Annotated in this window: 29 protein-coding genes, 1 tRNA gene and 1 riboswitch; of the genes, 21 read left to right on the forward strand and 9 right to left on the reverse strand. The window is 71.2% G+C overall.

Annotation, left to right across the window (positions count from 1 at the left end; translation table 11 throughout):
• Nucleotide 1 precedes the first annotated feature (1 nt).
• From H5397_RS09950 to H5397_RS09960, 3 genes are all read left to right on the forward strand, one after another.
• Nucleotides 2-967 carry a zinc-binding dehydrogenase gene (locus H5397_RS09950; protein ID WP_182817077.1) on the forward strand — a complete coding sequence of 322 codons (966 nt, stop codon included), beginning with the start codon at nucleotides 2-4 and terminating at the stop codon, nucleotides 965-967.
• Between the two features lie 237 nt (nucleotides 968-1,204).
• On the forward strand, nucleotides 1,205-1,606 hold the full coding sequence (locus H5397_RS09955; RefSeq protein WP_182817079.1) for a hypothetical protein: 402 nt from the start codon (nucleotides 1,205-1,207) through the stop codon (nucleotides 1,604-1,606).
• 8 nt (nucleotides 1,607-1,614) lie between these two features.
• A complete protein-coding gene (locus H5397_RS09960; protein ID WP_182817081.1) occupies nucleotides 1,615-2,166 on the forward strand; it encodes a hypothetical protein in 552 nt (183 codons plus the stop codon).
• A gap of 91 nt (nucleotides 2,167-2,257) precedes the next feature.
• On the opposite strand, the gene H5397_RS09965 is transcribed toward H5397_RS09960, so the two are convergent.
• Nucleotides 2,258-2,431: a hypothetical protein gene (locus H5397_RS09965; RefSeq protein WP_182817082.1), complete on the reverse strand. Its 174-nt coding sequence runs from the start codon at nucleotides 2,429-2,431 to the stop codon at nucleotides 2,258-2,260.
• 302 nt (nucleotides 2,432-2,733) lie between these two features.
• Between H5397_RS09965 and ileS the strand changes: the two genes are divergently transcribed.
• The 3 genes from ileS (at nucleotide 2,734) to H5397_RS17660 (ending at nucleotide 6,875) form a co-directional block, all read left to right on the forward strand.
• The gene (gene ileS, locus H5397_RS09970; RefSeq protein ID WP_182817084.1) at nucleotides 2,734-5,871 is read left to right on the forward strand and encodes an isoleucine--tRNA ligase; all 3,138 of its coding nucleotides are present in this window, start codon (nucleotides 2,734-2,736) and stop codon (nucleotides 5,869-5,871) included.
• Nucleotides 5,872-5,926: 55 nt separating this feature from the next.
• A complete protein-coding gene (locus H5397_RS09975; RefSeq protein WP_182817086.1) occupies nucleotides 5,927-6,133 on the forward strand; it encodes a hypothetical protein in 207 nt (68 codons plus the stop codon).
• A gap of 79 nt (nucleotides 6,134-6,212) precedes the next feature.
• Entirely contained in the window at nucleotides 6,213-6,875 is a 663-nt protein-coding gene (locus H5397_RS17660; RefSeq protein ID WP_220492166.1) for a PRC-barrel domain-containing protein, read from the forward strand.
• Nucleotides 6,876-6,944: 69 nt separating this feature from the next.
• Here H5397_RS17660 and H5397_RS09985 read toward each other — a convergent pair whose 3' ends face one another.
• Both H5397_RS09985 and H5397_RS09990 read right to left on the reverse strand, forming a co-directional pair.
• Nucleotides 6,945-7,994, reverse strand: coding sequence for a biotin/lipoate A/B protein ligase family protein (locus H5397_RS09985; protein ID WP_182817088.1), 1,050 nt, complete (start codon nucleotides 7,992-7,994; stop codon nucleotides 6,945-6,947).
• Between the two features lie 10 nt (nucleotides 7,995-8,004).
• Nucleotides 8,005-8,484, reverse strand: a complete 480-nt coding sequence (locus tag H5397_RS09990; RefSeq protein ID WP_182817090.1) for a DUF1707 domain-containing protein — start codon at nucleotides 8,482-8,484, stop codon at nucleotides 8,005-8,007.
• Between the two features lie 139 nt (nucleotides 8,485-8,623).
• On the opposite strand from H5397_RS09990, the gene H5397_RS09995 reads away from it, so the two are divergent.
• From H5397_RS09995 to H5397_RS17670, 7 genes are all read left to right on the forward strand, one after another.
• A complete protein-coding gene (locus H5397_RS09995; protein WP_182817091.1) occupies nucleotides 8,624-9,883 on the forward strand; it encodes an aspartate kinase in 1,260 nt (419 codons plus the stop codon).
• A 41-nt stretch (nucleotides 9,884-9,924) separates the two neighbouring features.
• Entirely contained in the window at nucleotides 9,925-10,503 is a 579-nt protein-coding gene (locus H5397_RS10000; protein WP_182817093.1) for an adenylate kinase, read from the forward strand.
• Nucleotides 10,504-10,700: 197 nt separating this feature from the next.
• Nucleotides 10,701-10,807: riboswitch (TPP riboswitch) on the forward strand.
• 37 nt (nucleotides 10,808-10,844) lie between these two features.
• A complete protein-coding gene (locus tag H5397_RS10005; protein ID WP_182817095.1) occupies nucleotides 10,845-11,951 on the forward strand; it encodes a thiamine ABC transporter substrate binding subunit in 1,107 nt (368 codons plus the stop codon).
• Nucleotides 11,952-11,970: 19 nt separating this feature from the next.
• Nucleotides 11,971-13,614 carry an iron ABC transporter permease gene (locus H5397_RS10010; RefSeq protein WP_182817098.1) on the forward strand — a complete coding sequence of 548 codons (1,644 nt, stop codon included), beginning with the start codon at nucleotides 11,971-11,973 and terminating at the stop codon, nucleotides 13,612-13,614.
• Complete coding sequence (locus H5397_RS10015; protein WP_182817100.1) at nucleotides 13,608-14,687, forward strand: ABC transporter ATP-binding protein; 1,080 nt, start codon at nucleotides 13,608-13,610, stop codon at nucleotides 14,685-14,687. Before H5397_RS10010 ends, H5397_RS10015 begins: the two co-directional genes overlap by 7 nt.
• Nucleotides 14,688-14,706: 19 nt before the next feature.
• On the forward strand, nucleotides 14,707-15,018 hold the full coding sequence (locus H5397_RS17665) for an NADPH-dependent FMN reductase (RefSeq protein ID WP_220492167.1): 312 nt from the start codon (nucleotides 14,707-14,709) through the stop codon (nucleotides 15,016-15,018).
• Between the two features lie 45 nt (nucleotides 15,019-15,063).
• Nucleotides 15,064-15,240: a hypothetical protein gene (locus tag H5397_RS17670; protein WP_220492168.1), complete on the forward strand. Its 177-nt coding sequence runs from the start codon at nucleotides 15,064-15,066 to the stop codon at nucleotides 15,238-15,240.
• Here H5397_RS17670 and H5397_RS10025 read toward each other — a convergent pair.
• Nucleotides 15,237-15,404 carry a hypothetical protein gene (locus H5397_RS10025; RefSeq protein ID WP_182817101.1) on the reverse strand — a complete coding sequence of 56 codons (168 nt, stop codon included), beginning with the start codon at nucleotides 15,402-15,404 and terminating at the stop codon, nucleotides 15,237-15,239. The two genes, H5397_RS17670 and H5397_RS10025, sit on opposite strands and share 4 nt — an antisense overlap.
• A gap of 126 nt (nucleotides 15,405-15,530) precedes the next feature.
• Here H5397_RS10025 and H5397_RS10030 point away from each other — a divergent pair, with 126 nt between their 5' ends.
• Nucleotides 15,531-16,646, forward strand: a complete 1,116-nt coding sequence (locus H5397_RS10030) for an FAD-dependent oxidoreductase (RefSeq protein WP_182817103.1) — start codon at nucleotides 15,531-15,533, stop codon at nucleotides 16,644-16,646.
• A 52-nt stretch (nucleotides 16,647-16,698) separates the two neighbouring features.
• On the opposite strand, the gene H5397_RS10035 is transcribed toward H5397_RS10030, so the two are convergent.
• From H5397_RS10035 to H5397_RS10045, 3 genes are all read right to left on the reverse strand, one after another.
• A tRNA-Pro gene (locus tag H5397_RS10035) sits at nucleotides 16,699-16,775 on the reverse strand.
• Nucleotides 16,776-16,822: 47 nt separating this feature from the next.
• Entirely contained in the window at nucleotides 16,823-17,725 is a 903-nt protein-coding gene (locus H5397_RS10040) for a metallophosphoesterase (RefSeq protein ID WP_182817105.1), read from the reverse strand.
• Nucleotides 17,722-20,136, reverse strand: coding sequence for a transglycosylase domain-containing protein (locus tag H5397_RS10045; protein ID WP_182817107.1), 2,415 nt, complete (start codon nucleotides 20,134-20,136; stop codon nucleotides 17,722-17,724). Before H5397_RS10045 ends, H5397_RS10040 begins: the two co-directional genes overlap by 4 nt.
• Nucleotides 20,137-20,396: 260 nt before the next feature.
• On the opposite strand from H5397_RS10045, the gene H5397_RS10050 reads away from it, so the two are divergent.
• Genes H5397_RS10050 through H5397_RS10075 form a run of 6 tightly spaced genes read left to right on the forward strand, consistent with a single transcriptional unit; the run spans nucleotide 20,397 to nucleotide 23,209 of the window.
• On the forward strand, nucleotides 20,397-20,621 hold the full coding sequence (locus tag H5397_RS10050) for a WhiB family transcriptional regulator (RefSeq protein WP_375539360.1): 225 nt from the start codon (nucleotides 20,397-20,399) through the stop codon (nucleotides 20,619-20,621).
• Nucleotides 20,622-20,652: 31 nt separating this feature from the next.
• Entirely contained in the window at nucleotides 20,653-20,817 is a 165-nt protein-coding gene (locus tag H5397_RS10055; RefSeq protein WP_182817111.1) for a DUF4177 domain-containing protein, read from the forward strand.
• Nucleotides 20,814-21,275, forward strand: a complete 462-nt coding sequence (locus tag H5397_RS10060; protein ID WP_182817113.1) for a RidA family protein — start codon at nucleotides 20,814-20,816, stop codon at nucleotides 21,273-21,275. The genes H5397_RS10055 and H5397_RS10060 overlap by 4 nt, the downstream gene beginning before the upstream one ends.
• Before the next feature lie 4 nt (nucleotides 21,276-21,279).
• The gene (nth, locus tag H5397_RS10065; RefSeq protein ID WP_182817115.1) at nucleotides 21,280-21,951 is read left to right on the forward strand and encodes an endonuclease III; all 672 of its coding nucleotides are present in this window, start codon (nucleotides 21,280-21,282) and stop codon (nucleotides 21,949-21,951) included.
• Nucleotides 21,948-22,538 carry a TlpA disulfide reductase family protein gene (locus H5397_RS10070; RefSeq protein ID WP_220492169.1) on the forward strand — a complete coding sequence of 197 codons (591 nt, stop codon included), beginning with the start codon at nucleotides 21,948-21,950 and terminating at the stop codon, nucleotides 22,536-22,538. The genes nth and H5397_RS10070 overlap by 4 nt, the downstream gene beginning before the upstream one ends.
• A complete protein-coding gene (locus H5397_RS10075; RefSeq protein ID WP_182817116.1) occupies nucleotides 22,535-23,209 on the forward strand; it encodes a CoA pyrophosphatase in 675 nt (224 codons plus the stop codon). The genes H5397_RS10070 and H5397_RS10075 overlap by 4 nt, the downstream gene beginning before the upstream one ends.
• 7 nt (nucleotides 23,210-23,216) lie before the next feature.
• Here the strand turns inward: H5397_RS10075 and H5397_RS10080 are convergent, their stop codons facing one another.
• On the reverse strand, nucleotides 23,217-23,993 hold the full coding sequence (locus H5397_RS10080) for a carbon-nitrogen hydrolase family protein (protein WP_182817118.1): 777 nt from the start codon (nucleotides 23,991-23,993) through the stop codon (nucleotides 23,217-23,219).
• Nucleotides 23,994-24,142: 149 nt separating this feature from the next.
• Here H5397_RS10080 and H5397_RS10085 point away from each other — a divergent pair, with 149 nt between their 5' ends.
• A complete protein-coding gene (locus tag H5397_RS10085; RefSeq protein ID WP_182817120.1) occupies nucleotides 24,143-25,834 on the forward strand; it encodes an alpha-glucosidase in 1,692 nt (563 codons plus the stop codon).
• On the opposite strand, the gene H5397_RS10090 is transcribed toward H5397_RS10085, so the two are convergent.
• A complete protein-coding gene (locus H5397_RS10090; RefSeq protein WP_182817122.1) occupies nucleotides 25,824-26,288 on the reverse strand; it encodes a phage holin family protein in 465 nt (154 codons plus the stop codon). The genes H5397_RS10085 and H5397_RS10090 overlap by 11 nt on opposite strands.
• Between the last annotated feature and the right edge of the window lie 34 nt (nucleotides 26,289-26,322).

Genomic DNA, 26,322 nt, shown 5'->3' on the forward strand with positions numbered 1-26,322 from the left:
CATGCGCGCCGCCTTTGTCGAAGCTGCCAATCCGGCCGATCCCCTCGCCGCACTCGTGGTGGGGGAGCGGCCCGACCCGACTCCCGGTGACGGCTGGGTGAACGTGCGGGTGCGTGCGGCGTCGGTGAACCACCACGACGTGTGGTCGCTGCGGGGGGTGGGGCTGCAGGCCGAGCGCATGCCGATGATCCTGGGTACGGACGCCGTGGGCACCACCGCCGACGGACGCGAGGTGCTGGTGCACGCGGTGATCTCGTCGGCCGGATGGTCGGGTGATGAGACCCTCGACCCGCGTCGTTCCTTGCTGTCGGAGCAGCACCAAGGCACGTTCGCAGAGTGGGTTGCGGTTCCCGAGGCGAACCTCGTCGACAAGCCCGCGGGGCTGTCGTGGGAGGAGGCCGCCTGCGTGCCGACCGCCTACCTGACCGCGTTCCGGATGCTCACCCGCGACTCGGGGCTGTGGAAGCCGGGCACCGTGCTGGTCCAGGGCACCTCGGGTGGGGTGGCGTCGGCGGCGATCCAGGTCGCGAAAGCCCTCGGGCACCGGGTGTGGGCGACGGCGCGCTCCGAGGCCAAGCGCGAGTTCGGGTTGGCCCTGGGGGCCGATGAGGTGTTCGAGCCGGGTGCGCGGCTGCCCGAACGGGTCGACCTCGTCGTCGAGACGGTCGGCGAGGCGACGTGGTCGCACTCGCTGAAGTCGCTGCGCCCCGGCGGGACGGTCGTGGTGTGCGGGGCGACGTCGGGTCCGAACCCGCCGGCCGACCTGAACCGCGTGTTCTTCCTCCAGTTGCGGGTGATCGGTTCGACCATGGGCACGCGCTCCGAACTGGAGGGCGTCCTGTCTCTGATGGAGCGCACCGGCATGCGACCGCCGATCGACCGGGTGGTGGGTTTCGACGCGTTGCCGGCCGCGATGGCGGCGCTGGGGGCGGGCGAGGTGCTGGGCAAGGTCGTGCTGACCCCCTGATCGCGGGCCCCGGAGGGTTGTCCGCCGTTTGCGTCACGCTCCCTGTGTGCCGCGGCGCGAGTCTGGCGTGATCCAATCCACGGACGCCTCGGGCGCGGGGCGCCGCCAGCAGGACATGCCACGTGTGGACAACTTTCCTCCTCCGAATTGGCCCTGTGGACGGGGAGGATTCGGTGACGGGAATCACCGCCAACTGCCGATGATCCCAGCATGGAATCGAGGGTCATCACATCTCCCATGACACGCGCCGAGCGAGCGGCCGCCGCCCGGATCGAGACACGGCGTCGCCACGAGTTGGCGACCCGGTTGGCCGCCCCGCACGATGGCGTCGTCACGTACGCGATGCTCCATCGGGCCGCTCTCACGCGCGGCCAGGTGCGCAGCGCGATCGAGGGGGGCCTGTGGCACCCGGCGGGCAAGCACACGGTGTCGATCACCAGCGATGCACCCACCGGGCGGGGGCTGTGGTGGCGGGCACTGTGGGAATCGGGGGCCAGTGCCGTGCTCGACGGTGTGACGTCGCTGTTCGCCTGGGGGTTGAAGAACTGGAACGAGGAACTCCTCGACGTCACCGTCGCCCACAACCGCCGGGTGCGCGCGATCGCCGGCGTCAGGCACCACCAAGTGCGTGAGACATAGGCGACTTTGTGGAGATCGGCCTGCGCCGGACACGGGCCGACCTGGCCGTCGTGCGGGCCGCGCAGTGGGCGTCCACCGATCGGCAGGCGGCGACGATCGTGGCCATGGCGGTGCAACAACGACTCGTCCACCCCACGGCCGTGCTCGCCCGCTGGGAGCGCACCGGGTACGCCCATCGGCGATCCGTGCTCGACGGCGTCATCGCCGACGTCTGCAACGGGGCGCAGTCACTGTCGGAACTCGACTTCGCTGCGCTGTGTCGACGTCGGGGGCTGCCTGAGCCGTCGCGCCAGGTCCTGCGATCGGGCACGCACGGCCGCGTGTACCTCGATGTCTTCTGGGACAAGTTCAACCTGCACGTCGAGATCCAGGGCGCCCAGCACTTCCAGGGCACGGCGGGGATCGATGACGCCCTCCGGTTCAACGACCTGGCCCTCGGCAACCGCGCGATGCGGAGCTTCCAGATTCCCGTCCTCGGACTGCGGGTGTGCCCCGACAAGTTCCTCGACCAGGTCGCGCGGGCCATCCACGAGCAGCCACGGGCGGGTGCGGCGGGCTGACCGCGAGGAGGATCACGCCGCCTGAGTGCCGCGGCACCCCAAGGGCGTGACGCAAACGGCGGACGCCTCGGGCACGCGGCCGCCTCGATCGTCAGCCGAACACCCCCGCCAGCGCGAGCGCGCCGATGATGAACCCGACGAACACCACCACCAGCGGCACGATGGCCACCGGGCGGATGTCGCGGGGCAGCTTGCGCACCAGGAAGTACGACCCGACCACGACCAGCGCGCCGATGGTGAGCAGTGCCCAGAGCAGGAGGTCCACGCGACCATCCTGCCAGCGCACCCATGTACACTGACGCGCGTCGCACGGCGTCGATGGGGCCATCACCCCGGAGCTGCCGGAAGAACGGGTCTCGAAGCTCAACCACGAGCGGAGGCCTCACTAGAACCGGCCGCGGCGAGCAAGAGTGGGGCCTTCGACAAGCTCAGGCAGCGACAAGCTCAGGCAACTGAGAGTCGACGACCCAAGAAGGGTGGTACCGCGGGGTTCGCCTCGTCCCTTCGGCTTCGACAGGCTGGAGCTTCGACAGGCTCAGCCAACGGGACGAGACGAAGAGGGACCACATGACCACCCAGCCCGGGTACAACGCCGTCGCGCCGCAGGTCGACCTGCCGGCGCTGGAGCACGACGTGCTCGCGTTCTGGCGCGACAACGACACTTTCAGCAAGTCGCTGGCGCAGACCGCCGACGGCCCCCGTTGGACGTTCTACGAGGGCCCGCCCACCGCCAACGGCATGCCGGGCACCCACCACATCGAGGCGCGCGCTTTCAAGGACGTGTTCCCGCGTTTCAAGACGATGCAGGGCTTCCGCGTCGACCGGAAGGCCGGGTGGGACTGCCACGGACTGCCCGTCGAGCTCGCCGTCGAGAAGGAGCTCGGCTTCTCCGGCAAGGCCGACATCGAGGCCTACGGCGTCGAGGCGTTCAACGAGCGCTGCCGCGCGTCGGTCACCCGCCACGTCGACGCCTGGACCGGTCTCACCGAGCGCATGGGCTACTGGGTGAACATGGACGAGGCCTACTGGACCATGAGCCCCGAGTTCGTGCAGTCGGTGTGGTGGAGCCTCAAGCAGATCCACGACGCCGGCCTGCTGGTCGAGGACTACCGCGTCGCCCCCTACTGCCCCCGCTGCGGCACGACGCTGTCCGACCACGAGCTCGCCCAGGGCTACGAGGACGTCACCGACCCGTCGGTCTACGTCCGCTTCCCGCTGACCAGCGGCCCGCTCGAGGGCAAGGCCGACCTGCTCGTCTGGACGACCACGCCTTGGACGCTCGTCTCCAACACCGCCGTCGCCGCGCACCCCGACGTCACCTACGTGGTCGCCTCGAAGGACGACGACACGCTCGTCATCGCCGAGCCGCTCGCCGAGAAGGTGCTCGGCGAGGACTGGAAGCTGGGCCCGTCCTTCTCCGGCAAGGAGATGGAGGGCTGGCGCTACCAGCGTCCGTTCGAGCTGGTCGAGTTCCCCGACGTCGTCGGCGGCACGCACTACGTCGTCAACGCCGAGTACGTCACGGTTGAGGACGGCACCGGCCTCGTGCACCAGGCGCCCGCCTTCGGTGAGGACGACATGATCACCTGCCGCGCCTACGGGCTGCCGATGGTGAACCCGATCCGCCCCGACGGCACCTTCGCGCCCGACGTTCCGATGGTGGGTGGGCAGTTCTTCAAGACCGCCGACAAGGCGCTCGTCGCCGACCTGCAGCAGCGCGGGCTGATGTTCCGCGTGCTCGACTACGACCACAGCTACCCGCACTGCTGGCGTTGCCACACCACGCTGCTCTACTACGCGCAGCCGTCGTGGTACATCCGCACGACCGCGATCAAGGACGCGCTGGTCCGCGAGAACGAGAAGACCAACTGGTACCCCGACCACATCAAGCACGGGCGCTACGGCGACTGGCTGAACAACAACGTCGACTGGGCGTTGAGCCGCAAGCGCTACTGGGGCACCCCGCTGCCCATCTGGCGCTGCGAGGACGACCACCAGGTCTGTGTGGGTTCTCTCGCCGAGCTGGGCAAGCTCGCCGGCCAAGACCTCGACGAGCTCGACCCGCACCGCCCGTTCGTCGACGACATCACGTTCGGCTGCCCGACCTGCGGCAAGCCCTCGCACCGCGTGCCCGAGGTCATCGACGCCTGGTACGACTCGGGCTCGATGCCGTTCGGCCAGTGGGGCTACCCGTGGGTCGAGGGCAGCAAGGAACGCTTCGAGCAGGCGTTCCCGGCCGACTTCATCTGCGAGGCCATCGACCAGACCCGTGGCTGGTTCTACTCCCAGATGGCCGTCAGCACGCTGGTCTTCGACCAGTCCGACTTCAAGAACGTGCTCTGCCTGGGCCACATCCTGGCCGAGGACGGCCGCAAGATGTCCAAGCACCTGGGCAACATCCTCGAGCCGATCCCGCTCATGGACCAGCACGGGGCCGACGCCGTGCGCTGGTTCATGGTCGCCGGCGGCTCGCCGTGGGCCTCGCGGCGCGTGGGCCACACGACGATCCAGGAGACCGTCCGCAAGGTGCTGCTGACGTTCTGGAACGCGGTCAGCTTCCAGTCGCTGTACGCCCGCACCAACAACTGGACGCCCAACGGCGCGGCCCCGGCGGTGGCCGAGCGCCCCGTCATGGACCGCTGGCTCGTCGCCGTGCGCAACGACCTGGTCCGCGACGTGACCGAGGCGCTGGAGGTCTTCGACACCCAGCGCGCCGGCACCCTCCTGTCGGAGTTCGTCGACGACCTCTCCAACTGGTACGTGCGCCGCTCGCGGCGCCGCTTCTGGGACGGCGAGCCCTCGGCCCTGTGGACCCTCCACGAGACCATCGACACCGTCACCCGCCTCATGGCCCCGATGGCGCCGTTCATCACCGAGCGCGTGTGGCAGGACCTCGTGGTCGCCGCCGTCCCGGGCGCGCCCGAGTCGGTGCACCTCGCCTCGTGGCCGACCGTGGACGCCGAGGCCTCCGACCCCGAGCTGGTGGCGTCCATGCGCCTGACCCGGCGCCTGGTCGAGCTCGGTCGCGGCGCCCGCTCCGAGGCGCAGGTCAAGACCCGCCAGCCGCTGCGCCGCGTGCTGGTGCCCTCGGCGTCCTTCGCGCGGCTGACCGACGAGCTCGTGGCCGAGATCGCCGCCGAGCTGAACGTCGGGGCGGTGGAGTCGTTCGCCTCGGCGGGGGACCTGGTCGACCACTCCGCCAAGGGCAACTTCCGCGCGCTGGGCAAGCGGTTCGGAAAGGACACCCCGAAGGTCGCGCAGGCGATCGCCGACGCGGACGCCGCGGCTCTGGCCGCCTCCCTGTCCGTCACCGGCGAGGCCACCGTGGACTGGGAGGGCGGCACCGTGGTGACCGCCGACGAGGTGATCGTGTCCGAGCGCCCGCGCGAGGGCTGGTCGGTCGTCAACGAGCAGGGCGAGACCGTCGCCCTCGACCTCGAGCTGACCCCCGAGCTGGTGCGCGCGGGCATGGTCCGCGAGGTCGTCCGCATGGTGCAGGACGCCCGCAAGCGGCTGGGCCTCGAGGTCTCCGACCGGATCTCCCTGACCTGGGCGGCCGGCGGCGAGCTCGGCGAGGCCCTGCGCGAGGCGTCCGGTCTCGTGGCCGACGAGGTGCTGGCCACCTCGATCGTCGAGGGGGAGCCGACCGGCACCGTCGTGACCGACGAGGAACTGGGCCTGTCGTTCGCGCTCGTCAAGGCCTGAGGCGTCCTCCGCGTTCGACCTTGTCGGGGGCACCTCGCTGGGGGAGACTGGCCGCATGAGCAGCGACATCCCCGCCGACGAGGTGACCGAGACCATCGAGGATCCGGGTAACGCGGACCCCGACATGGCCCTGCGCAGCGCGCAGGACGTCGACGACCCCACCGGCCGCCGGGCGCACGCCCAGCAGAACCCCGACGGGCCTCCCGGGGCGGGCCGCGAGCACGACGACAACGTCGAGGAGAGCGCGGACCCGGACGCCTGAGTCCGGTTCCCCCGTGGGGGTGAGGCGGCGCCCTGTGCCCTCCCGCAAGGCTGGATGCATCCCAACGGAAGGATGCAACATGTACAACGAGATGGACATCGACCGGATCCGTGGTGCTGTGGCTTACGACCAGTCCGGGGACCGCATCGGCAACGTCGGCGAGGTCTACCTGGACGACCAGACCGGCCAGCCCATGTGGGTCACCGTGAACACCGGCTTCTTCGGGCTGCGCACCAGCTTCGTCCCTCTTGAGGGATCCCGCTTCGAGGGCGACGACCGCCTCGTGCTCGCGCACGACAAGGACCGGATCAAGGACGCCCCGAACGTCGACGAGGACGGGCACCTCGACCGCGCCCAGGAGGACGAGCTGTACTCCTACTACGGCGTCGGCAGCGCTGCCGCGCTGGGCGCCGACCAGCTCCGCACCCGCCGCTGGGAGGACGAGAGCGTGCTCGGCGACCGCGGTGTCGCCGACGACCGTTCGATGTTCGACCGTGACGGTGACGAACGTGGACCGGTGGGCGAGGTCCTGGACGGGCCCGACGGCTCCGTCGGCGACCGCCGCGGCGACGTGGGCCTCGACCCGCACGGCGGCGACGCCGCCCACGACCGCGACGTGACCTACGACCGCGACCGCGCCTACGACGACGGCCCGCTGCTGGACAGCGACCGTGACGGCCGCGGCCCGATCGAGGAGGTCCTCGACGGCCCGGACGACCCGGCCAACCCGCGTCGCAACTGACGCAGCCACAGCGAAGGGGGGCGCCCGTGAGGGGGCGCCCCCCTTCCTGTGCTCAGCTGGCCTGCGCGCTCAGGGGACCCGGTGCGTCCAGGCCTCGGTGAGGAACTTGGTCTCCATCAGCTCGCGCGCGGCCTCGAGCTCGGCGTCGGTGTAGCTGCCCGGACGCGTGGCGTGGGTCGCCGCGAACGAGGCCATGAAGCGGGCGATGATCTCGTCGCGGGGGAGGCCGGTCTGCGAGCGCATCGGGTCGACCCGCTTGTTGGACGACTTGGTGCCCTTGTCGGACATCTTCTCCCGGCCGATCCGCAGCACGTCGAGCATCTTGTCGGCGTCGATGTCGTAGGCCATCGTCACGTGGTGCAGCACCGCACCGGACGCGAACCGCTTCTGTGCGGCGCCCGCGATCTTGCCCTTCTCGGAGGCGATGTCGTTCAGCGGCACGTAGCGCGCCTGGATGCCCACGTCGGCCAGGGCCGTCATCACCCAGTCGTCGAGGAACGCGTAACTCTGCTCGAAGCTCAGCCCCTCCACCAGTGAGGTCGGGGCGTGCAGCGAGTAGGTGATGCAGTTGCCGGGCTCCATGAACATGGCCCCGCCCCCCGAGATGCGCCGCACCACGCGGATGCCGTGCCGGTCCGCGCCCTCCTGGTCGATCTCGTTGACGTAGCTCTGGAAGCTGCCCATGACCACGAGCGCCGAGTCCCAGTCCCAGAAGCGCAGGGTGGGCCCGCGGCGTCCGGCGGCCACCTCCTTGGTGAGCACCTCGTCGAGGGCGACGTGCATGGCCGGGTCCATGGTGACCGGGCCGATCAGGTCGAAGGTGTGGTCGGCCCAGCTGGTCGCGTGGCCGAGCGCGCGCCGCACGGCGATGCCCACGGCGGCCGGGGTGAAGCCGATCATCTCGACCCCCTCGGGCAGGGCCGCCTCGATGGCGTCGCCCAACCCGGTGGCCGAGGTCGTCTCGGGCAGGCCGACGAGGGCGGCGTTGATGTCCTCCAGCGCCTCATCGGGCTCGAGGAAGAAGTCGCCCTGCACGAACGCCGACGCGATCCGGCCGTCGGCCACCTCCACCTCGGCGGCGACCAGCTTGCCGCCCGGAACCTTGTACTCCCCACGCATGGGGGCCAGCCTACTGAGGCGGTCCGGGCAGGTAGGGCGGCGGCTTGCGCTGGTTGTTGGCGATCTGGCCCAGCGCGATGCTGCCGATGATCGCGATGATGATGAACAGCCCCCAGTTGCCGGTGAAGATGGCCAGCACGATCGCGGCGGGCCAGATCACCCCGCGCGCGACGCCGATCCAGTCGGTGCCCCCCGACGGGGCCGGGACGCCGGCGTCCGGCTTCTGGACCGGGAAGGTTCCGCCGAACCCGGACGCCGGGGCGGGCGGGGGCGGGACGGCCAGGCCCCGGCCCACACCGGGACGGGGGTCGGGCAGGTCGCCGAACAGCGGGGCGAAGTCGGTGGCGTAGCGGGCGGCGAGGGCGGCCGAGAGCCGCTCGTCGAACTCGGTCGCGTCGAGGCGTCCGGCCTCGAAGTGCTCGCGCAGCATCGCGGCGGCGGCGTCCCGCTCGGCGTCCGACAGCCGCTGGGGGACCGGTTCGTGGGTCATGCAGCCCTCCTGTTCGCCCCCATCCTGTCACGACCGGCCCGCGCAGGCGCCGCCCGGCCGCTGGGACGCCCGCCCAAGCCAGCAGCGACGTGGCAGAGTTGTCCGCGGTCGTTTTTCGGAAGAGCACAGGGGGTCACCCATGCGTGTCGTACAGAAGTTCGGCGGTTCGTCGGTGGCGGACGCCGCCAGCATCAAGCGCGTCGCCAAGCGGATCGTCGACGCCAAGGAGCAGGGCAACGACATCGTCGTGATCGTGTCCGCCATGGGCGACACCACCGACGAGCTGCTCGACCTGGCCCAGGAGGTCAGCCCCAGCCCGCGGCCGCGCGAGCTCGACATGCTGCTGACCGCGGGTGAGCGCATGAGCGCGGCCCTGCTGGCGATGGCGATCAACGACCTCGGCCACACCGCCCGCTCGTTCACCGGCAGCCAGGCCGGCGTCATCACCACCGAGAAGCACGGCGACGCCCGCATCATCGACATCACGCCCGGCCGCATCCACACCGCGCTGGAGGAGGGTGACGTCGTCATCGTCGCCGGCTTCCAGGGCGTCTCGCAGACGACGAAGGACGTGACCACGCTGGGCCGCGGGGCGTCCGACACCACCGCGGTGGCGCTCGCCGCAGCCCTCGGCGCCGACTACTGCGAGATCTACTCCGACGTCGACGGTGTCTTCACCGCCGACCCCCGCATCGTGCCGGGTGCGCAGCGCATCCCCGAGATCCGGTACGAGGAGATGCTGGAGATGGCCGCCAACGGCGCCAAGATCCTGCACCTGCGCTGCGTCGAGTACGCCCGCCGCGAGAACGTCCCGGTGCACGTCCGGTCGTCGTTCTCCGACAAGCCGGGCACCTGGGTCAAGCACATCGACGAGGAGGATTCCGTGGAGAACCCCATCATCACCGGCATCGCGCACGACCGCCACGAGGCCAAGATCACCGTCGTCGGCGTGCCCGACCGCGTGGGTGCGGCCGCCGAGGTGTTCACCACCGTCGCGGCGGCCGACATCAACATCGACATGATCGTGCAGAACGTGTCGGTCGAGGGCGGCACCACCGCCATCTCGTTCACGCTGCCGCAGTCCGACGGCAACAAGGCCATGGACGCCCTCCGCGCGGCCCAGCCGACCATCGGCTTCACCGAGCTGATCTACAACGACAAGATCGGCAAGGTGTCGGTCGTGGGCGTCGGCATGCGCTCGCACCCGGGCGTCTCCGCCACCGCGTTCCGCGCGCTGGCCGAGGCGGGCATCAACATCGAGATGATCTCCACCTCCGAGATCCGCATCTCGGTGCTGGTCGACGTCGAGGACCTCGACAAGGCCGTCCGCGCCGTGCACACCGCCTTCGGCCTGGACGCCGACGGCCAGGCCGTCGTCTACGCCGGCACGGGTCGCTGATTTTCATCGCACCGCCGGCGTCACCGCGATAGCGTGCTGTGATGAGGCTGTTGATCACCGGCCCGCCGGGTGCGGGCAAGGGAACACAGGCGTCGGCCCTTGCGGAACGCTATGCGATCCCGGCGATTTCGAGCGGTGACATCTTCCGCGACAACATCAAGCGCCACACCCCCCTGGGGGATCGCGTCGTCGAGATCATCGCCCGCGGCGATTTCGTGCCCGACGTGCTCACCACGTCGCTGGTGTTCCAGCGCATCATCGAGCCTGACTGCCGGCGCGGCTGGCTGCTCGACGGGTACCCCCGGACGGCCGCCCAGGTGGAGGCGCTCGACATCGCGCTGGCCGAGACCGGCACCGCACTGGACGCCGTGATCGCGCTGGTCGCCGACCCCGAGGTGCTGGTGGCGCGCATGCTGAAACGCGCGCAGGAGCAGGGCCGCGACGACGACAACGCCGACTCGATCCGCCACCGGATCGAGGTCTACCACGCCCAGACGGCCGACGTGATCGCGCTGTACCGCGATCGGGGCATCGTGCTCGATGTCGACGCCATCGGTTCCGTCGACGAGGTGCGTGAGCGGATCTTCGCCGCCGTGGACGGACTGGTCGGCGCCCGCTAGCAAGTCGCCCCCCAGCCCCCAGCCCCCAGCCCCCGGCCCGGGTCCGGTATCCCTTGTCTCGTGCGGACCGAACTCATGCCGTGGCATGGCACAGGCATCGGGATTGACCTGATTCCGGGACAGACTCATGCCGGTGCATGAGTTCGGTCCGAGCCCTGGGTGATCAGGGCCGTGCCTTCGGCGTCCGGGGTATTCTTGCCCCCAGACAGGGGAGCGCCCGAGGGGGCGCTGAGAGTGCGGAGCACCGCAGACCCTCGAACCTGATCCGGTTAGCACCGGCGTAGGGAGTCGAGATCTCATTCGGCCACCGTGGCCGTCCCCTCCGAGAAGGAGGAACAACCATGCCGACCATCCGTCGTACCACCCTCGCCGTCGCCGCGGCGGCGGTCGGGAGCCTGGCGCTGGCGTCCTGTGTGGCGTCGCCGACCGCGACCCCGGCCAACACGCCGGACGCCCCGGGCCAGACCCCGGCGGCCACCAGCCAGGCGCCCGCGAGCAACGGCAAGCTCACGGTCGTCACGCACGACTCGTTCAACCTGGGCGAGGAGCTGATCGCGAAGTTCGAGGCCGACTCCGGCCTCGACGTGACCTTCGTGGCCCCCGGCGACGCCGGCACCGTGACCAACCAGCTCGTGCTGACCAAGGACTCCCCGCTGGGCGACGTCGTGTTCGGCATCGACAACACCTTCGCCGGGCGCGCGCTCGACGAGGGCGTGGTGGCGCCCTACGAGGCCACGACGATCCCGGCCGCCGACGCCGAGGCGCTCAAGGCCGACGACAGCCACCGCCTCACCCCGATCGACTTCGGCGACGTGTGCCTCAACGCCGACACCGCGTGGTTCGAGGCGAACGGCAAGGCGATCCCCGCCACGCTCGACGACCTGGTCAAGCCCGAGTACAAGGACCTCCTGGTCGTCTCGAACCCGGCCTCCAGCTCGCCCGGGCTGGCCTTCCTGACCGCGACGGTCGGCGCCAAGGGCGAGGGCTGGGTCGACTACTGGAAGCAGCTGAAGGACAACGGCGTGCTCGTCGCCAAGGACTGGACCGAGGCCTACTCCGTCCAGTTCTCCGGCTCCGCCGGCAAGGGCCCCCGCCCGCTCGTGCTGAGCTACTCCACCTCGCCGGCCTTCGAGGTCGTCGACGGCAAGGCCCCGACCCAGAGCCTGCTGGGCACCTGTTTCCGCCAGGTCGAGTACGCGGGCGTCATCGAGGGCGCGGCCAACCCCGAGGGCGCGGGGGAGTTCATCGAGTTCCTGCTCAGCCCCGAGGTCCAGGCCGACATCCCCGGCGAGATGTACATGTACCCGGCCGTCCGCAGCACCGAGCTGCCCGCCGAGTGGGTGCAGTTCGCCCCGCTGAGCGACAGCCCCTTCACGGTCCCGGCCCCCGAGATCGCGGGGCAGCGCGACAGCTGGATCCGCACCTGGACCTCGACCGTCGTCGGCTGAGTCGGCTGGGTCGGCCAAGGTGACCAGGCGCGTCGGGTGGACGCTGGCGGGGGCGGTCCCGCTGGCGTTCCTCGGCGTGTTCTTCGCCTGGCCGGTCGCCACGCTGGTGGCCCGAGGGTTCTTCCCCGACGGCGCCTTCTCGCTCGAGGGCTTCCAGCAGGTCTTCTCCGAACCGCGGACGTGGCGCGTCATCACCACGACCCTCGCGCAGGCGGCCGCCGGCACCGTCATGTCGGTCCTGCTCGGCGTCCCGGGGGCCTGGGTGCTTTACCGCACCCGGTTCCCGGGGCGCTGGCTGGTCCGCGCGATCGTGACGATCCCGTTCGTGCTGCCCAGCGTGGTGGTCGGCGTCGCGTTCAAGAGCCTGGTCATCTCGACCGGGCCGCTGGGCCACCTCGGCCTCGACGAGAGCTTCGCGATCATCGTCGCCAGCCTGGTGTTCTTCAACTACGCGCTCGTCGTCCGCACGGTGGGCGCCCTGTGGGCCTCCCTCGACCCGCGGACCGAGCAGGCGGCGTCCGTGCTCGGCGCCTCGCCCGCCCGTGTCTTCCTCACCGTCACCCTCCCCGCCCTGGCCCCGGCGATCTTCTCCGCGGCCGCCCTGGTGTTCCTGTTCTGCGCGTCGGCGTACGGCGTCGTGATGGTGCTGGGCGGCGCCGGCTACGGCACGATCGAGACCGAGATCTGGTTCCTCACCGCCCAACTGCTCGACCTCGGCGGCGCCGCGGCACTGTCGATCGTGCAGCTCGTCGTGGTGGGCGCGAGCCTCGTCGTCGCCAATCGGCTCCAGGCGACGCAGGCCCGCGCGCAGCGGCTGCGCACCGACTCATCGAACGAGACGCCGTGGTCGCCGCGGCGCGACGCACTCCCGACCGCGCTCACCGCGGCGGTCGTGGTGGGCCTGCTGCTGTTCCCGATCTCGACGCTGGTGCTCCGCTCGCTGACCACGGCGTCCGGCCTCGGCCTGGACCACTACCGCAACCTCGCCACCACCGGCGGCGGCACGCTGTCGGTCCCGGTCTGGGACGCCGTCGGCAACTCCCTGCGCACCGCCACCGTGGCCACGCTGCTGGCCCTGGCGCTGGGCCTGCTCGTCAGCCTCGTCGTCTCCCGCAGCCCCCGCAACGAACTCGGACGCCGCGGGCTCGGCCTGCTGGACGCCGCCTTCATGCTGCCCCTGGGCGTGAGCGCGGTGACGGTCGGCTTCGGCTACCTGATCACCCTCAACCGTCCGCCGCTGGACCTGCGCAGCTCGATGGCGCTGGTCCCGATCGCCCAGGCGATCGTGGCGCTGCCGCTGGTGGTGCGCGTCCTGCTGCCGGTGCTGCGCGCCATCGACCCCCGACTGCGGGAGGGGGCGGCGGTGCTGGGGGCGTCCCCGGGCAAGGTGCTGCGCGACGTCGACCTCGCGTTCGTGGCCCGCGGCCTCGGGCTGGCGACCGGGTTCGCGTTCGCGACGAGCCTGGGCGAGTTCGGGGCGACGTCGTTCCTGGCCCGGCCCGACGAGCCGACCCTGCCCGTGGTGGTGTTCCGGCTGATCGGACGCCCCGGCCTGGAGAACCAGGGCATGGGCATGGCGGCCGCGGTGCTGCTGGCGGTCGGCTGCGCGGTCGTGATGGGGTTGGCTGAGAGGATGAGGCCGGAGGAGGCCACGACATGGTGAACGAGGCAGGCGCCGGGCTGGGCGTCGAGGACGTGGTGGTGCGCTACCGCGTCACCGGCAACGACCAGCGCTACACGACGCCGAGCAAGCGACCCGTGGTCACGTGGGTCCCGCCCAAGCGGCCGGCCCCGGGCGAGGTGCGCACGGTCACCGCGGTCGACGGCGTGTCCCTGCACGTGGCGCCCGGCGAGGTGGTCGCCCTGCTCGGCGCCTCGGGCTCGGGGAAGAGCTCGCTGCTGCGCGCGATCGCCGGCCTCGAGCCGCTGGCCGAGGGCCGCATCACCTGGGACGGCCGCGACCTCGCCGGCACCCCCACCCACAAGCGCAACTTCGGGATGATGTTCCAGGAGCCGGCGCTGTTCCCGAGCCTCACCGTCGGCAAGAACGTCGCCTACGGCCTGCACAAGCTGCCCCGCGGGCGCCGACCCGAGGTGGTCGACCGGTTCCTCGAGCTCGTCGGCCTGCCCGGCTACCAGGACCGCAAGGTCACCGAGCTCTCGGGCGGCCAGGCCCAGCGCGTCGCCCTGGCCCGCGCGCTCGCCCCCGCCCCCCGCCTGCTCCTGCTCGACGAGCCGCTCTCGGCCCTCGACCGGGGCCTGCGCGAGCACCTGGTCGAGGTGCTCGGCGAGGTGCTGCGCCGCACCGGCACGACCGCCGTCCACGTCACGCACGACCAGGACGAGGCCTTTGCCCTCGCCGACCGCGTCGCGATCCTCGCCGACGGCCAGCTGCTGCAGCTCGACACACCCGACGCCCTGTGGCGGCGCCCGGCGAGCGCCGACGTGGCCACCTTCCTCGGCTACTCGACGTTCCTCACCCAGGTCGACGCGGACGCCCTCGGCCTCGGCGAGCTCGCAGCCCGCCACGTCGTCGCGCTCGGCCCCGAGAGCCTGTCGGTCGACCCGAACGGGCTGCAGGTCGCGGTGCGTGAACAGCGCGGACGCCGTGGCTACGTCTCCGTCACCGTCCTGCTCCCCAGCGGCCAGAAGGCGGAGCTTCGCCTGCCGGAGAAGATCGGGTCGGCCACGGTCGGGGTGAGGACCGACGCGGACGCCGTGGCGGTCATCGGCTGACTGACGAGGGGGAACACGCATGAAGGTGGGGATCGTGCTGGGCTCGGTGCGCGACGGGCGCGCGGGCGAGGCCGTGGCGAACTGGGTGGCCAAGGGGGCCGCCGGTCGGGAGGCGACCTACGAGCTCATCGACCTCAAGGCGTTCGACGTGCCGCTGTTGACCACCAACACGCACCCGATGAGGGCGAAGAAGTCCTACGACGACGAGCGCGTGCAGGCGTGGAGCGACGCCATCGACGCGTGCGACGCGTACATCTTCGTGACGCCCGAGTACAACCACGGCGTCCCGGGGGCGCTCAAGAACGCCGTCGACAGCCTCGGGCAGGAGTAGGTCGGCAAGACCGCCGCCCTGGTCGGCTACGGCTCGGTGGGCGGCGTGCGCGCGATCGAGAACTGGCGCCTCGTGCTGGCCAACTTCTCGATGACCGTGACCCGGGCCGAGCTCAACCTGAACTCCTTCTTCGACTGGGCCGACGGGTTGTTCGCCCCGCTCGAGCGCCGGACGCAGGAGCTCACCGTCCTCCTCGACGCCCTGGAGAAGGCGGCCGGCTAGGCCTCCTCGGCGAGGCGTCCCTGGATCTCGCGGGCGGCCTTGCGCAACGTCGCGACCATCGGACGCACCATCGGCGGCTCGAACCGGCTGGCCGGCATCGCGATGCCCAGGGAGGCGATCGCGACCCCGTCGGGGTCGTGAATGGCGTGCCCGAGCGCGAGCACGCCGCGCTCGGACAGCCCTTGGTCCCTCAGGCGCCTGCGCGTAGAGGGCCAGGACCTCCTCGTCGGTGAGCTCGGCGAGGATCGCCAGCCCGCCCGACGTGCGAAGAGGTTCAGTCCAACGAGACGATGGACGTCAACGCCCGCCGTGAGGGCACCGAGGTCCAGGAGTTCACGTCCGGCAAGCGCGCCGACGTGCTCATCATCGGGGGCGGCATCGGCGGACTCGCCGCGGCCACCGCCCTCACCCAGAAGGGCCTCACGGTCAAGCTGTACGAGCGCCAGCGCGAGTTCGGCGAGGTCGGGGCCGGCATGCAGATCGCCTCGAACTGCACCCGGATCCTGGAAGACCTGGGCCTGCTCGACGAGGCCAAGCGCCTCGGCGTCGTCCCCGACCGCATGGTCATGAAGGACGCCGTGGACGGCCGCGAGCTCATCCACCTCGACCTGCGCCGGGTGGAGGAGCGCTACGGGACGCCCTACATGGTGATCCACCGCTCCGACCTGCACGGCATCTTCCTGCGCGCCGCACAGCGCCAGGGCGTCGAGCTGCACGGCGGCATGAAGGCCGTCGCGTACGTCAACGTCGACGGCGGCGCCCGGGTCACGTTCGACGACGGTTCTACCGACGAGGCCGACGTGGTGATCGCCGCCGACGGCATCCACTCGGTCGCGCGCGCCTCGATCGTGCAGGACGAGCCCGTCAGCTCGGCCTACGTCGCCTACCGCGGCGCCGTGCCGATCGAGCTCGCCGCCGAGAACGACATCGACCCCGACGCCGTCCAGGTCTACGTCGGCCCCGGCTGCCACTTCGTGCAGTACGCCCTGCGCGCGGGCGAGATGTTCAACCAGGTCGCGGTCTTCGAGTCGCCCAAGGCCCTCGCCGGCCAGGACGACTGGGGGACCCCCGACGAGATGGACTCCGCCTTCGCCGAGACCTGCGAGCAGGTGCAGAAGGGCCTGCCGCTGATGTGGCGCGACCGCGGCGAGGACGGCACCGTCGACTGGGACGCCACCCTGGCCGCCTACAACGCGGTGCGCCCCGAGCACTGCCGCCGGATCCTGACCACCGGCCGGGTCTGGGGCGAGCTGTGGCACCTGCGTGACGAGGAGCGCCTCGCGCGCAACGCCGTCTTCGACGGCCTCGACCCGCACGAGTGGGCGTTCACCGACTGGGTCTGGGGCCCGACCGCCCTGTTCCCCGAGGACGAGCCCGCGATGTACGAGCCGATCCCGATCCGCTGAGCGGACGACGACGCCGAAGGGCCGGATCCACCTGCGTGGATCCGGCCCTTCGTGGTCGGGGTGACAGGATTTGAACCTGCGACCTCATCGTCCCGAACGATGCGCGCTACCAAGCTGCGCCACACCCCGATGGCCTCGAGGGCCGAGGAAGAGCATATCCCACGCCGGGTGGAATCTCACATCGCGTCCGAGCGCGGCGTCAGGGTCAGGAGGGTGACCTCGGGCGGACACGCGAACCGGTAGGGGGCGAACGGCGACATGCCGACCCCGGCGGAGACGTGGACCTGCGCGGTCCGCCCGCCGGCGCTGTGCTCGAAGAGGCCCTTCGCCTTCTCGGGCGGCAGGTCGCAGTTGGTGACGATCGCCCCGCGGCCCGGGATGCAGACCTGGCCGCCGTGCGTGTGGCCGGCCAGGACCAGCCCCACCCCGTCGGCGGTCATGGCGTCGAGGATCCGGAGGTAGGGGGCGTGCGTGACGCCGATCTCGACCGCGTCATCGGACGCCGGCCCCACGACGGCCGGGTAGTCGTCCCGACCGTGGTGGGCGTCGCCGGTGCCGCGGAAGCGCAGCTTCTGGCCGTTCACCTCGAGCTCGGCCCGGCGCTCCTCCAGGTAGGTCCACCCGATGCCCTCGAGGGCCGCGCGGAGGGCGTCCGTCGGCAGGGGGTCGGGGGTGCGCTTGCTCGGCTTGGACGACCCGAGCAGGTACTTCACCGGCAGGTTGAACCGGGGCAGCTCGAAGTCGTTGGAGCCGAACACGAACACGCCCGGGACCTCGACGAGGCGTCCGAGGGAGTCGATGAGCGGCTCGACCGCGTCGGACGAGGAGATGTTGTCCCCGGTGGTCACGACCACGTCGGGCTGCAGGCCCGCGAGCCCGCGGAGGAAGTCCCGCTTGCGGGTCTGCCGGGGGAGCAGGTGGATGTCGGACACGTGCAGCAGCCGGATCGGGTCGGCCCCCGGGGGCAGGACCGCCACCGGGAAGCGTCGCACCTGGAACGCGGTGCGCTCGATCCCGATGCCGTACGCGAGGCAGCCCGCGCCGACGGCCGCCGCGCCGGCGGCGAGGCGGCCGATCACCCGCGGCCCCTGGGCGGCTCAGCCGGCGGGGGCTCGCTGGGCGGCTCCGACGAGGGCGGGGCGCTGGTCGGGTCGGGCGTCGGCTCCGGCTTGTGCTCGGGCTTGGGGGCCGGGCCGGACGAGACCAGCAGGCGGATGGTGCTGAACTGCGGCGCGCGGTCCCGCGGCGAGATGCCGAGGAAGGTGCCGGCGGGCTTGGCGTTCTCCTGCCGGCTGATCGAGGTTCCGAAGCCGGCCTCCTGCAGCACCGCGCGGCACTCGTTCAGGCCCATGCGGGAGCAGCTCGGCACGTCGACCGTCGGCGGGGTGTACTTCGTCGGCGGCACGAACTTGTCGCGCGGCATGCCCTCCAGCGCGGCCCGCATCGCAGGCAGCCAGATGCCTTGGCCGGCCTCGCGGCCCGAGCTGCCGCTCAGCGTGTACGTGTTGTCGCGGATCCGGACGCCCTGGAGGCGGCGGTCCTCGTCCTTGATCCCCTTGAAGCGCTCGTGCTCGCGGTCGATGCCGATCATCGCGGCGCCGGCCAGGTTCGGGGTGTAGCCCACCAGCCAGATCGCCTTGGTGTTGCGCCCGTCCGTACCGGTCTTGCCTGCGAGGTCGTAGCCTGGGATCCGCGACCGCGACGCCGTACCACCGTTGAAGGGGCCCTTCATGACGTCGTTGATGCGGTCGGCGATCTCCTGCGGGATGACCTGCTGGCAGTTCGCCTGCGGGACCTCGAACTCCTTGCCGGCCTTGTTCACGACCGACTTCAGCAGGATCGGGTCGCAGCGCATGCCGCGGGCGGCCAGGGTCGCGTAGGCGTTGGCCAGCGAGATCGGCGACGACTCGGCGGTGCCCAGGGTGAACGACGGGTTGTGCGACACGTCCTCGATCGTCTGGTACCCGCCACCCTTCTTCGGGGCGTACTGGATCTTCAGGCCCAGGGTCTCGGCCATCTTGATCGAGTCACAGATGCCGACGTCCTGCTCTAGCGCGACGAAGTAGTTGTTCACCGAGTTCTTGGTGCCCGAGTACATGTCGAACTCCCCGCCGCCCCCGGCGTTGGTGACCCGCCACGAGTTCTTCTCACCCTTGAAGGTGAACGGGCCGGAGCAGCTCCTGAACACCTCGTTGTGCCAATCCTTGACCTTGGGTGCGTCGTAGGTGCGGCTCGTGGGGTAGCCCTTGGCGATCGCGGCGGCGAGCACGAACATCTTGTAGGTGGACCCGCCGAAGAAGCCGGCGGCACCGCCCAGGTCCCGCTCGACGGTGTAGTTCAGGTAGGTCTCACCGGGGTTGGTGCCGATGTTGGGCCGGCTCTGGGCCATGCCCTTGATGAGGCCGGTGCCCGGCTCGATCATGACCATCAGGCCGATCGCGGGGTCGGTGGGGTGGACGTACTCGGAGACGGCCTCCTGCGCCGCGCGCTGGGTGCGGCCGTCGATCTCGGTCTGGATCGTGAGGCCGCCACGCTTGATCAGGCGCTCGCGGGCGGCGGGGTCGGGCCCGAGGCTCGGCATGGACTTGAGCACGTTCAGCACGACGTTGCACAGGTTCTGGAACTCGGAGGCCACGCAGCCGTGCGGGGTCTCGGTGACCTGGGCCGGGTCGAAGCCGGTCTCCTTCGCCGCCGCCACCTGGGCCTTCGTCACGGGCGGGATGAAGTGCCACACGTCAGGGGTGTCGGCCTGGCCCAGCATGGCGTCGAGGACGTTGTTGCGGCGCTCGAGCGCGATCTTGGGGTAACGGATGGGGTCGGACGTGGCCGGGTTGCGGACGAGGCCCGCGAGCATCGCCGACTGGGTCAGGTCGAGGTCCTTGGCCGAGACGTTGAAGTAGCGCTTGGCGGCAGCCTCGACACCGTAGGCGCCGGCGCCGTAGTAAGACAGGTTCAGGTAGCGCTCGAGGATCTCGTCCTTGCTGAGCTTCTCCTCCAGCGCGATCGCATAGCGGAGCTCGAGCAGCTTGCGGGCGAAGGTGCGGTCGTAGGCGGCGGCGATGCCCTCGGCGTCGTTGTCGGCCACGGCCTTGTCGAGCAGGGCCAGCTTCACGTACTGCTGGGTGAGGGTCGACCCGCCCTGCAGGTTGCCGCTGGAGGTGCGCACGAGGGCGCGCAGCGTGCCGCGGAGGTCCAGGGCGCCGTGGAGGTAGAAGCGCTGGTCCTCCACGGCCATCTGGGCCTGCTTCATGGTGTCGGAGATCTCCGACAGCGGCACGTAGGCACGGTTCTCGTCGAAGAAGTTGGTCAGGACCGTCCCGTCGGCCATGAGCACCGTCGACCCCTCGGCGGGGGGAGGCGTCTCGATGTCCTTCGGCAGCGCCTGCAGCGCGTTGGCGCTGACCTTGGCGAGTTCGGCGGTCACTCCTGCCGCGGGCACGGCGACACCGGCCACGAGGACCCCGCCGAGGACGCTGACGAGGAGGAACATCAAGGCCGAATACAGTTTGCGACCCACGGTTGGCGCACGCATGGGGTCCAGAGTACGTGATCAACCTGTCAAGCCCCGCGAGCGCCCTCGCGGGGCGGCTGCGACGATGGCAGTTGGCGGCAACACCGTTGTGAAAGTTGCACACCTCCCTCTACCATGTTGTGACGCGGTGAGGGTCACCCCGTGTGGCAAGGGAAGAAGGTCGGGCAATGACGCTCATCGAGACCGACGACTGGACGCTGCAGGCGAAGTGCCGCGGGATGCAGGACAAGCTGTTCCCCGAGGGCGCCGACCAGAAGCGTGCGCGTGCGGTCTGCATGGGCTGCTCCGTCCGTTCCCAGTGCCTCGCCGAAGCCCTCGACAATCGCATCGAGTGGGGCGTGTGGGGTGGCATGACCGAGCGTGAGCGCCGCCAGTTGCTCCGCCAGCGCACCGACATCTCGTCGTGGCAGTCGGTGCTCTGCGGCAAGAAGAAGGACGACTGACCCCGACACCCCCGATGGGTAGGGTGTGCCCATGACCAAGTGGGAATACGCCACCGCACCGGTCCTGGTGCACGCGACCAAGCAGATCCTCGACAACTGGGGCGCCGACGGCTGGGAACTCGTCTCCATCGTGCCCGGCCCCAACCCGCAGAACGTGGTGGCCTACTTCAAGCGCCCGCTGCCGGAGGCCCAGTGACCACCCCCTCCCAGCGCCTGGCCGAACTGGGCCTCGAGCTCCCGCCCGTCGCCGCCCCCGTGGCCGCCTACGTCCCGGCCACGGCTTCCGCCGGCCTGGTGATGACCTCGGGCCAGCTGCCCACCGTCGCGGGCACGCTCGTCGCCACCGGCAAGGTGGGAGCCGACCTGACGCTGGAGCAGGCCGCCGACGCCGCGCGGACCGCGGCCCTCAACGCCCTGGCCGCGGCGGCGTCCGTGACCGGGGGGCTCGACAGCATCGCCCGCATCGTGAAGGCCACCGTCTTCGTGGCGTGCACGCCTGACTTCACCGGCCAGCCGCAGGTCGCCAACGGCGCCAGCCAGCTGTTCGTCGCGGTCTTCGGCGATGCCGGCCAGCACGTGCGCAGCGCGGTCGGGGTGCCGGTGCTGCCGCTGGACGCCCCCGTCGAGGTCGAGCTGACGGTCGAGCCCGCCTGAGCCCATGCAGCAGCCCCAGGCGATCGACGCCGCCCTCGCCGAGCTCTACCCCGAGGCCCGGTGCGAGCTCGACTTCACCTCCCCGCTGGAGCTGCTCGTCGCCACCGTCCTCTCGGCCCAGTCGACCGACCGCCGCGTCAACGCGGTGACGCCCGCGCTCTTCGCGCGGTACCCGGACGCCGCGGCCTACGCCACCGCGGACCCGGCCGAGATGGAGGAGCTGATCCGGCCCACGGGCTTCTTCCGCGCCAAGACGGGCCACCTGATCGGCCTCGGCGCCGCACTGGTCGACAAGTTCGGCGGCGAGGTGCCCGGCACGCTGTCCGAGCTGGTGACCCTGCCCGGCGTGGGCCGCAAGACCGCCAACGTGGTGCTCGGCAACGCCTTCGGGGTGCCCGGCATCACGCCCGACACCCACGTCGTCCGACTGTCGAACCGCTTCGGCTGGGTCTCCTCGAAGAACCCCGACGCCGTCGAGCGGGCGGTCGGCGACCTGTTCGACCCCGCCGACTGGGTCATGCTCTGCCACCGCGTCATCTGGCACGGCCGACGCCGCTGCCACGCGCGGCGCCCCGCGTGCGGTGCCTGCCCGTTGGCCGGCCTGTGCCCCGCGTACGGCGAGGGCCCGACCGACCCCGAGGTGGCGGCGAAACTCGTCCGGGAGCCGCGCGCATGAGGAGGGTCGTGGCCTTCCTGGCCGCGTCCGCGCTGCTCGCCGGCTGCGGGGTGTCCAGCGACCCGGCGCCCGCGGTGCGGGTCGACCCAGGGTTGGTCGCCCAGCGCGAGGCGGCCGGGATCGCGGACTGCCCCGAGACCCCGGCGGAGGCCGCGCCGGTGGCCGACGGCCTGCCCGACCTGCTGCTCGGCTGCCTCGGCTCGGGGCGGCAGGTGAACCTCGCCGCGCTCCGCGGTACCCCGATGGTGGTCAACATCTGGGCCCAGTGGTGCGCCCCCTGCCGGCTGGAGGCACCCTTCCTGAAGGAGTTCGCCGCGCGCGCCGGAGACGACGTCCTCGTCCTGGGCATCGACTACGCCGACCCCGACCCCGCGCTGGCGCTGGAGTTCGCCGCGATGGCCGGTTGGACCTACCCGCACGCCACCGACCCGCTGAAGCGCACGGCGGGCCCGCTTCGGTTCCAGGGCATCCCCATCACCCTCTACGTCGACGCCGACGGTCGCATCGCGTACCGCGAGGTCGGAGGCATCACCTCGACCCAGCAGCTCGTCGACGGCGCGCAGGAGCACCTGGGGGTGGGCGTGTGACCCGCATCCCGACCGTCCTGTCCGACCTCGCCGTGAGGCTCGCCGAGCCCGGCGGGGGCGCGCGCGTCGTGCGCGGACGCCCCGCGCGCCGGGGCCGCAAGGCCGCGGTGCTGATCCTGTTCTCGGGGCCCGAGCGGGCCCGACCCGAGGACCTCGACCTGGTGCTCATCGAGAAGTCGGCCACCCTGCGCAAGCACGCCGGCCAGTGCGCGTTCCCGGGCGGAGGCGTGGAGGAGTCCGACCCCTCGAGCGAGGCGGCCGCCCTGCGCGAGGCCCGCGAGGAGGTGGGCATCGACGCGGCTACCGTCGAGCTGCTCGGGGTCCTGCCGCCGGCGCACGTGGCGGTGACGGGCTACGACGTCACCCCGGTGATCGCGTGGTGGCGCGAGCCGCACCCGCTCGAGGTCGTCGACACCGTCGAGATCGGTGCGGTGCACACCATCAGCGTGGGCGACCTCGTCGACCCGGCGAACCGGCTCACGTGGCGCCTGCCCATGGGCTACCAGGGGCCGGCGTTCGTCGTCGGCGAGCTGTTCATCTGGGGCTTCACCGGCCACCTCATCGACGGGCTGCTGGACCTCGCCGGCTGGTCCCGGCCGTGGGACCCCCGCCGCATGGAGCTGGTCCCCGAGCGGTTCCTGCACCGGGCGGGGCTCGACACCGGCCAGTGAGCCGGGCTCAGGCGAGGCGCGTGTAGGCGTCCGGACGCCGGTGGCTCGCCCCCCAGACCTCCCGCTCCCGCCAGTCGCGGATGGCCTCCATGTCGAACCGGAACGGCACCAGTTGCGGGCGCGCGTCGGCCTTGGCGAGCAGCGGGTCGAGGGGGCGTCCGTCCAGGTCGAACACGATCGGGGTGTAGGCCGAGGACTGGCCCCACCCGTCGCCGGGATAGTTCGACGAGGCGATCGCGATCATGTTCTCGAAGGCGCGCGCCTCGAGCTGGTGGGCGCGCACGGGGTTCCACGCGGTCGCGTTGGGCACGAGCACGACCTCGGCGCCGGCCAGCATCAACTCGCGGGCGCTCTCGGGGAACTCGCGGTCGAAGCAGGTCATCACCCCCAGTTCGACGCCGTCGAAGGTGGCGGTCGCGAACCCCGTCCCGGCGGTCAGCGCCGCCTCGGCGTCGTAGCGCAGGGTGTGCACCTTGTCGTGGCGGAGCAGGAGCTCGCCCCGGCGTCCGATGACCAGGGTGGTGTTCGTCGGCCCGCCCGGGTGCTCGGCCAGGAGGCTGACGGCGACCCCCACGCCCAGCTCGGCGGCCGTCTCGCGGAAGCCGGCCACCCACGGCCCGTCGACCGGGGTGGCGAACGACGTGTCGATCGGGAGCGCGTAGCCCGTGGACCACATCTCGGGGAACAGGACCAGGTCGGCCCCAGCGGCCGCCGCCTCCCGCACGATCCGCTGCCCCAGCGCGAGCGACCCCGCGAGGTCGTTGCGCGGTGCGTGGTACTGCACGCCGGTGACCCGGAACGTGGACCGGGTGCGGGGCTGGCGGCGGGACGTGGCGGACCTCCTGCAGGGGGACGTGTCCCCGTGATTGTGTCATGCCCGCGTGGTGGGCCTTGTCACTGGCTATTTTCGTCGCGGAACACCAAGATGGCGTCATGAACCCGTCGACTCCGTGGTGGTCCAGCTCCGTCGTCTACCAGGTGTACCCACGCTCCTTCGCCGACAGCGACGGGGACGGGTACGGCGACGTCCGGGGCATCATCGACCACCTCGACCACATCGCCGGGCTCGGCGTCGACGTGGTGTGGCTCTCGCCGATCTTCGCCTCCCCCCAGGACGACAACGGCTACGACATCGCCGACTACCAGGCGATCGACCCGATGTTCGGCACGCTGGCCGACGTCGACGAGCTGACCGAGGCCGTCCACGCGCGCGGGATGAAGCTCGTGATGGACCTGGTGGTGAACCACACCTCCGACGAGCACGCGTGGTTCGTCGAGTCCCGCGACCCGGCCTCGCCGAAGCGGGACTGGTACTTCTGGCGCCCCGCGCGGGACGGGTTCGAGCCGGGCACGCCCGGGGCCGAGCCCACCAACTGGGGCTCGTTCTTCGGCGGCTCGGGCTGGGCGTTCGACGAGGCGTCGGGGGAGTACTACCTGCACCTGTTCAGCCGCAAGCAGCCCGACCTCAACTGGGAGAACCCCGAGGTCCGGCAGGCCGTGTACGCGATGATGCGCTGGTGGGTCGACCGGGGCGTCGACGGCTTCCGCATGGACGTGATCAACCTGATCAGCAAGACCCACCCGCTCGCCGACGGCGCCGTGAACCCGGGCGACCCCTACAGCTTCGAGATCGAGCGCGTGGCCAACGGCCCGCGCCTGGTGGAGTTCCTCGAGGAGATGAACCGCGAGGTCGGCATCACCGAGAAGCGCCTGTTCACGGTGGGCGAGATGGTCGCCTGCGACCTCGAGCACGCCCGCGAGTACACCGCGCGCGAGCACGACCGGCTCGGCATGGTGTTCACCTTCGAGCACGTCTCGCTCGACCACGCGGGGGGCAAGCTCACCCCGATCCCGCTGCACCTGCCCGACCTGAAGAAGAACCTCGCCCGCTGGCAGGAGGGCCTCGCCGAGGACGGCTGGAACTCGCTGTACTTCGAGAACCACGACCAGCCCCGGTCGGTCAGCCGGTTCGGCGACGACTCACCCGAGCACCGGGTGGCCTCGGCGAAGGCACTCGCGACGGTGCTGCACCTGCACCAGGGGACGCCGTACGTCTACCAGGGTCAGGAGATCGGCATGACGAACGCCGGGTTCACCCGGATCGACCAGTACCGCGACATCGAGGCCGTGGGCTTGCACCGGCAGGCGCTCGAGGCCGGGGTCCCGGAGGAGCAGGTGCTCGCCGGGCTGGGAGCGATGGGGCGCGACAACGCCCGGACGCCGATGCCCTGGACGCCCGAGGGCGGCTTCACGACCGGGACGCCGTGGCTCCCGCTCAACGCCACCACGGCGTCCGTCAACGTGGCCGACGACGTGGCCGACCCCGACGGCGTGTACGCCCACTACCGGCGGCTGATCGCGCTGCGGCGCGAGCTGGAGGTCGTGCGCATGGGCGCGTTCGAGCTGCTGCTGCCCGAGGACGAGAAGCTGTGGGTGTTCACGCGCACGCTCGGCGACGAGCGGCTGCTGGTGGTGGCGAACATGTCCTCGCACGCCGCGAGGGTGCCCATGGCCGAGCTGCCCTCGATCGAGGACGCGGAACTGCTGGTGGCGTCGGTCCACCCCGGGACCGACCTCCAGACCCTGGCGCCGTGGGACGCGCGGGTCTACCGGCTCAGGGCCTGACCTCGGGCGTGGTGCGCGGCGCGCCGGCGACGATGGCGCGCACGTTGGCGTTGGCCTGGTCGACCGCCCCGGTGACGGCCTCGATGCTGCGGTTGGCCTCGGCGATCGTGCGCTCGGGGGCGCTGACCTTGACCTTGTTCTTGCCGATGAGCACGAGGATGCCGGCGACGACCAACAGGATCACGGCCATCGTCAGGAAGCCCAGGGTGAACGCCCAGATGATCGGGACGACGCCCTGGTAGAGCGCGCTCAGCGCGAGGCCGCCGCAGATGAAGAGCAGGGTCGCGGCCTGGATCGCGAAGTAGCCGGCGGCTCCGAACATGCCCGCCCCGATGCCGGCGCGCTTGACCTGCGGCATCATCTCGGCCTTGGCGAGTTCGATCTCGCCCTTGATGATGGTCTGGACGTCCGCGGTGATGTCCTTGATGACCTCACCGATCTGCGGCTCTGCCATTCCACTTCCTCCCCGTCGGCTACCGGTCATGCTA

This window comes from Propioniciclava sp. MC1683 (genome assembly GCF_014164675.1).
Classification (GTDB): domain Bacteria; phylum Actinomycetota; class Actinomycetes; order Propionibacteriales; family Propionibacteriaceae; genus Propioniciclava.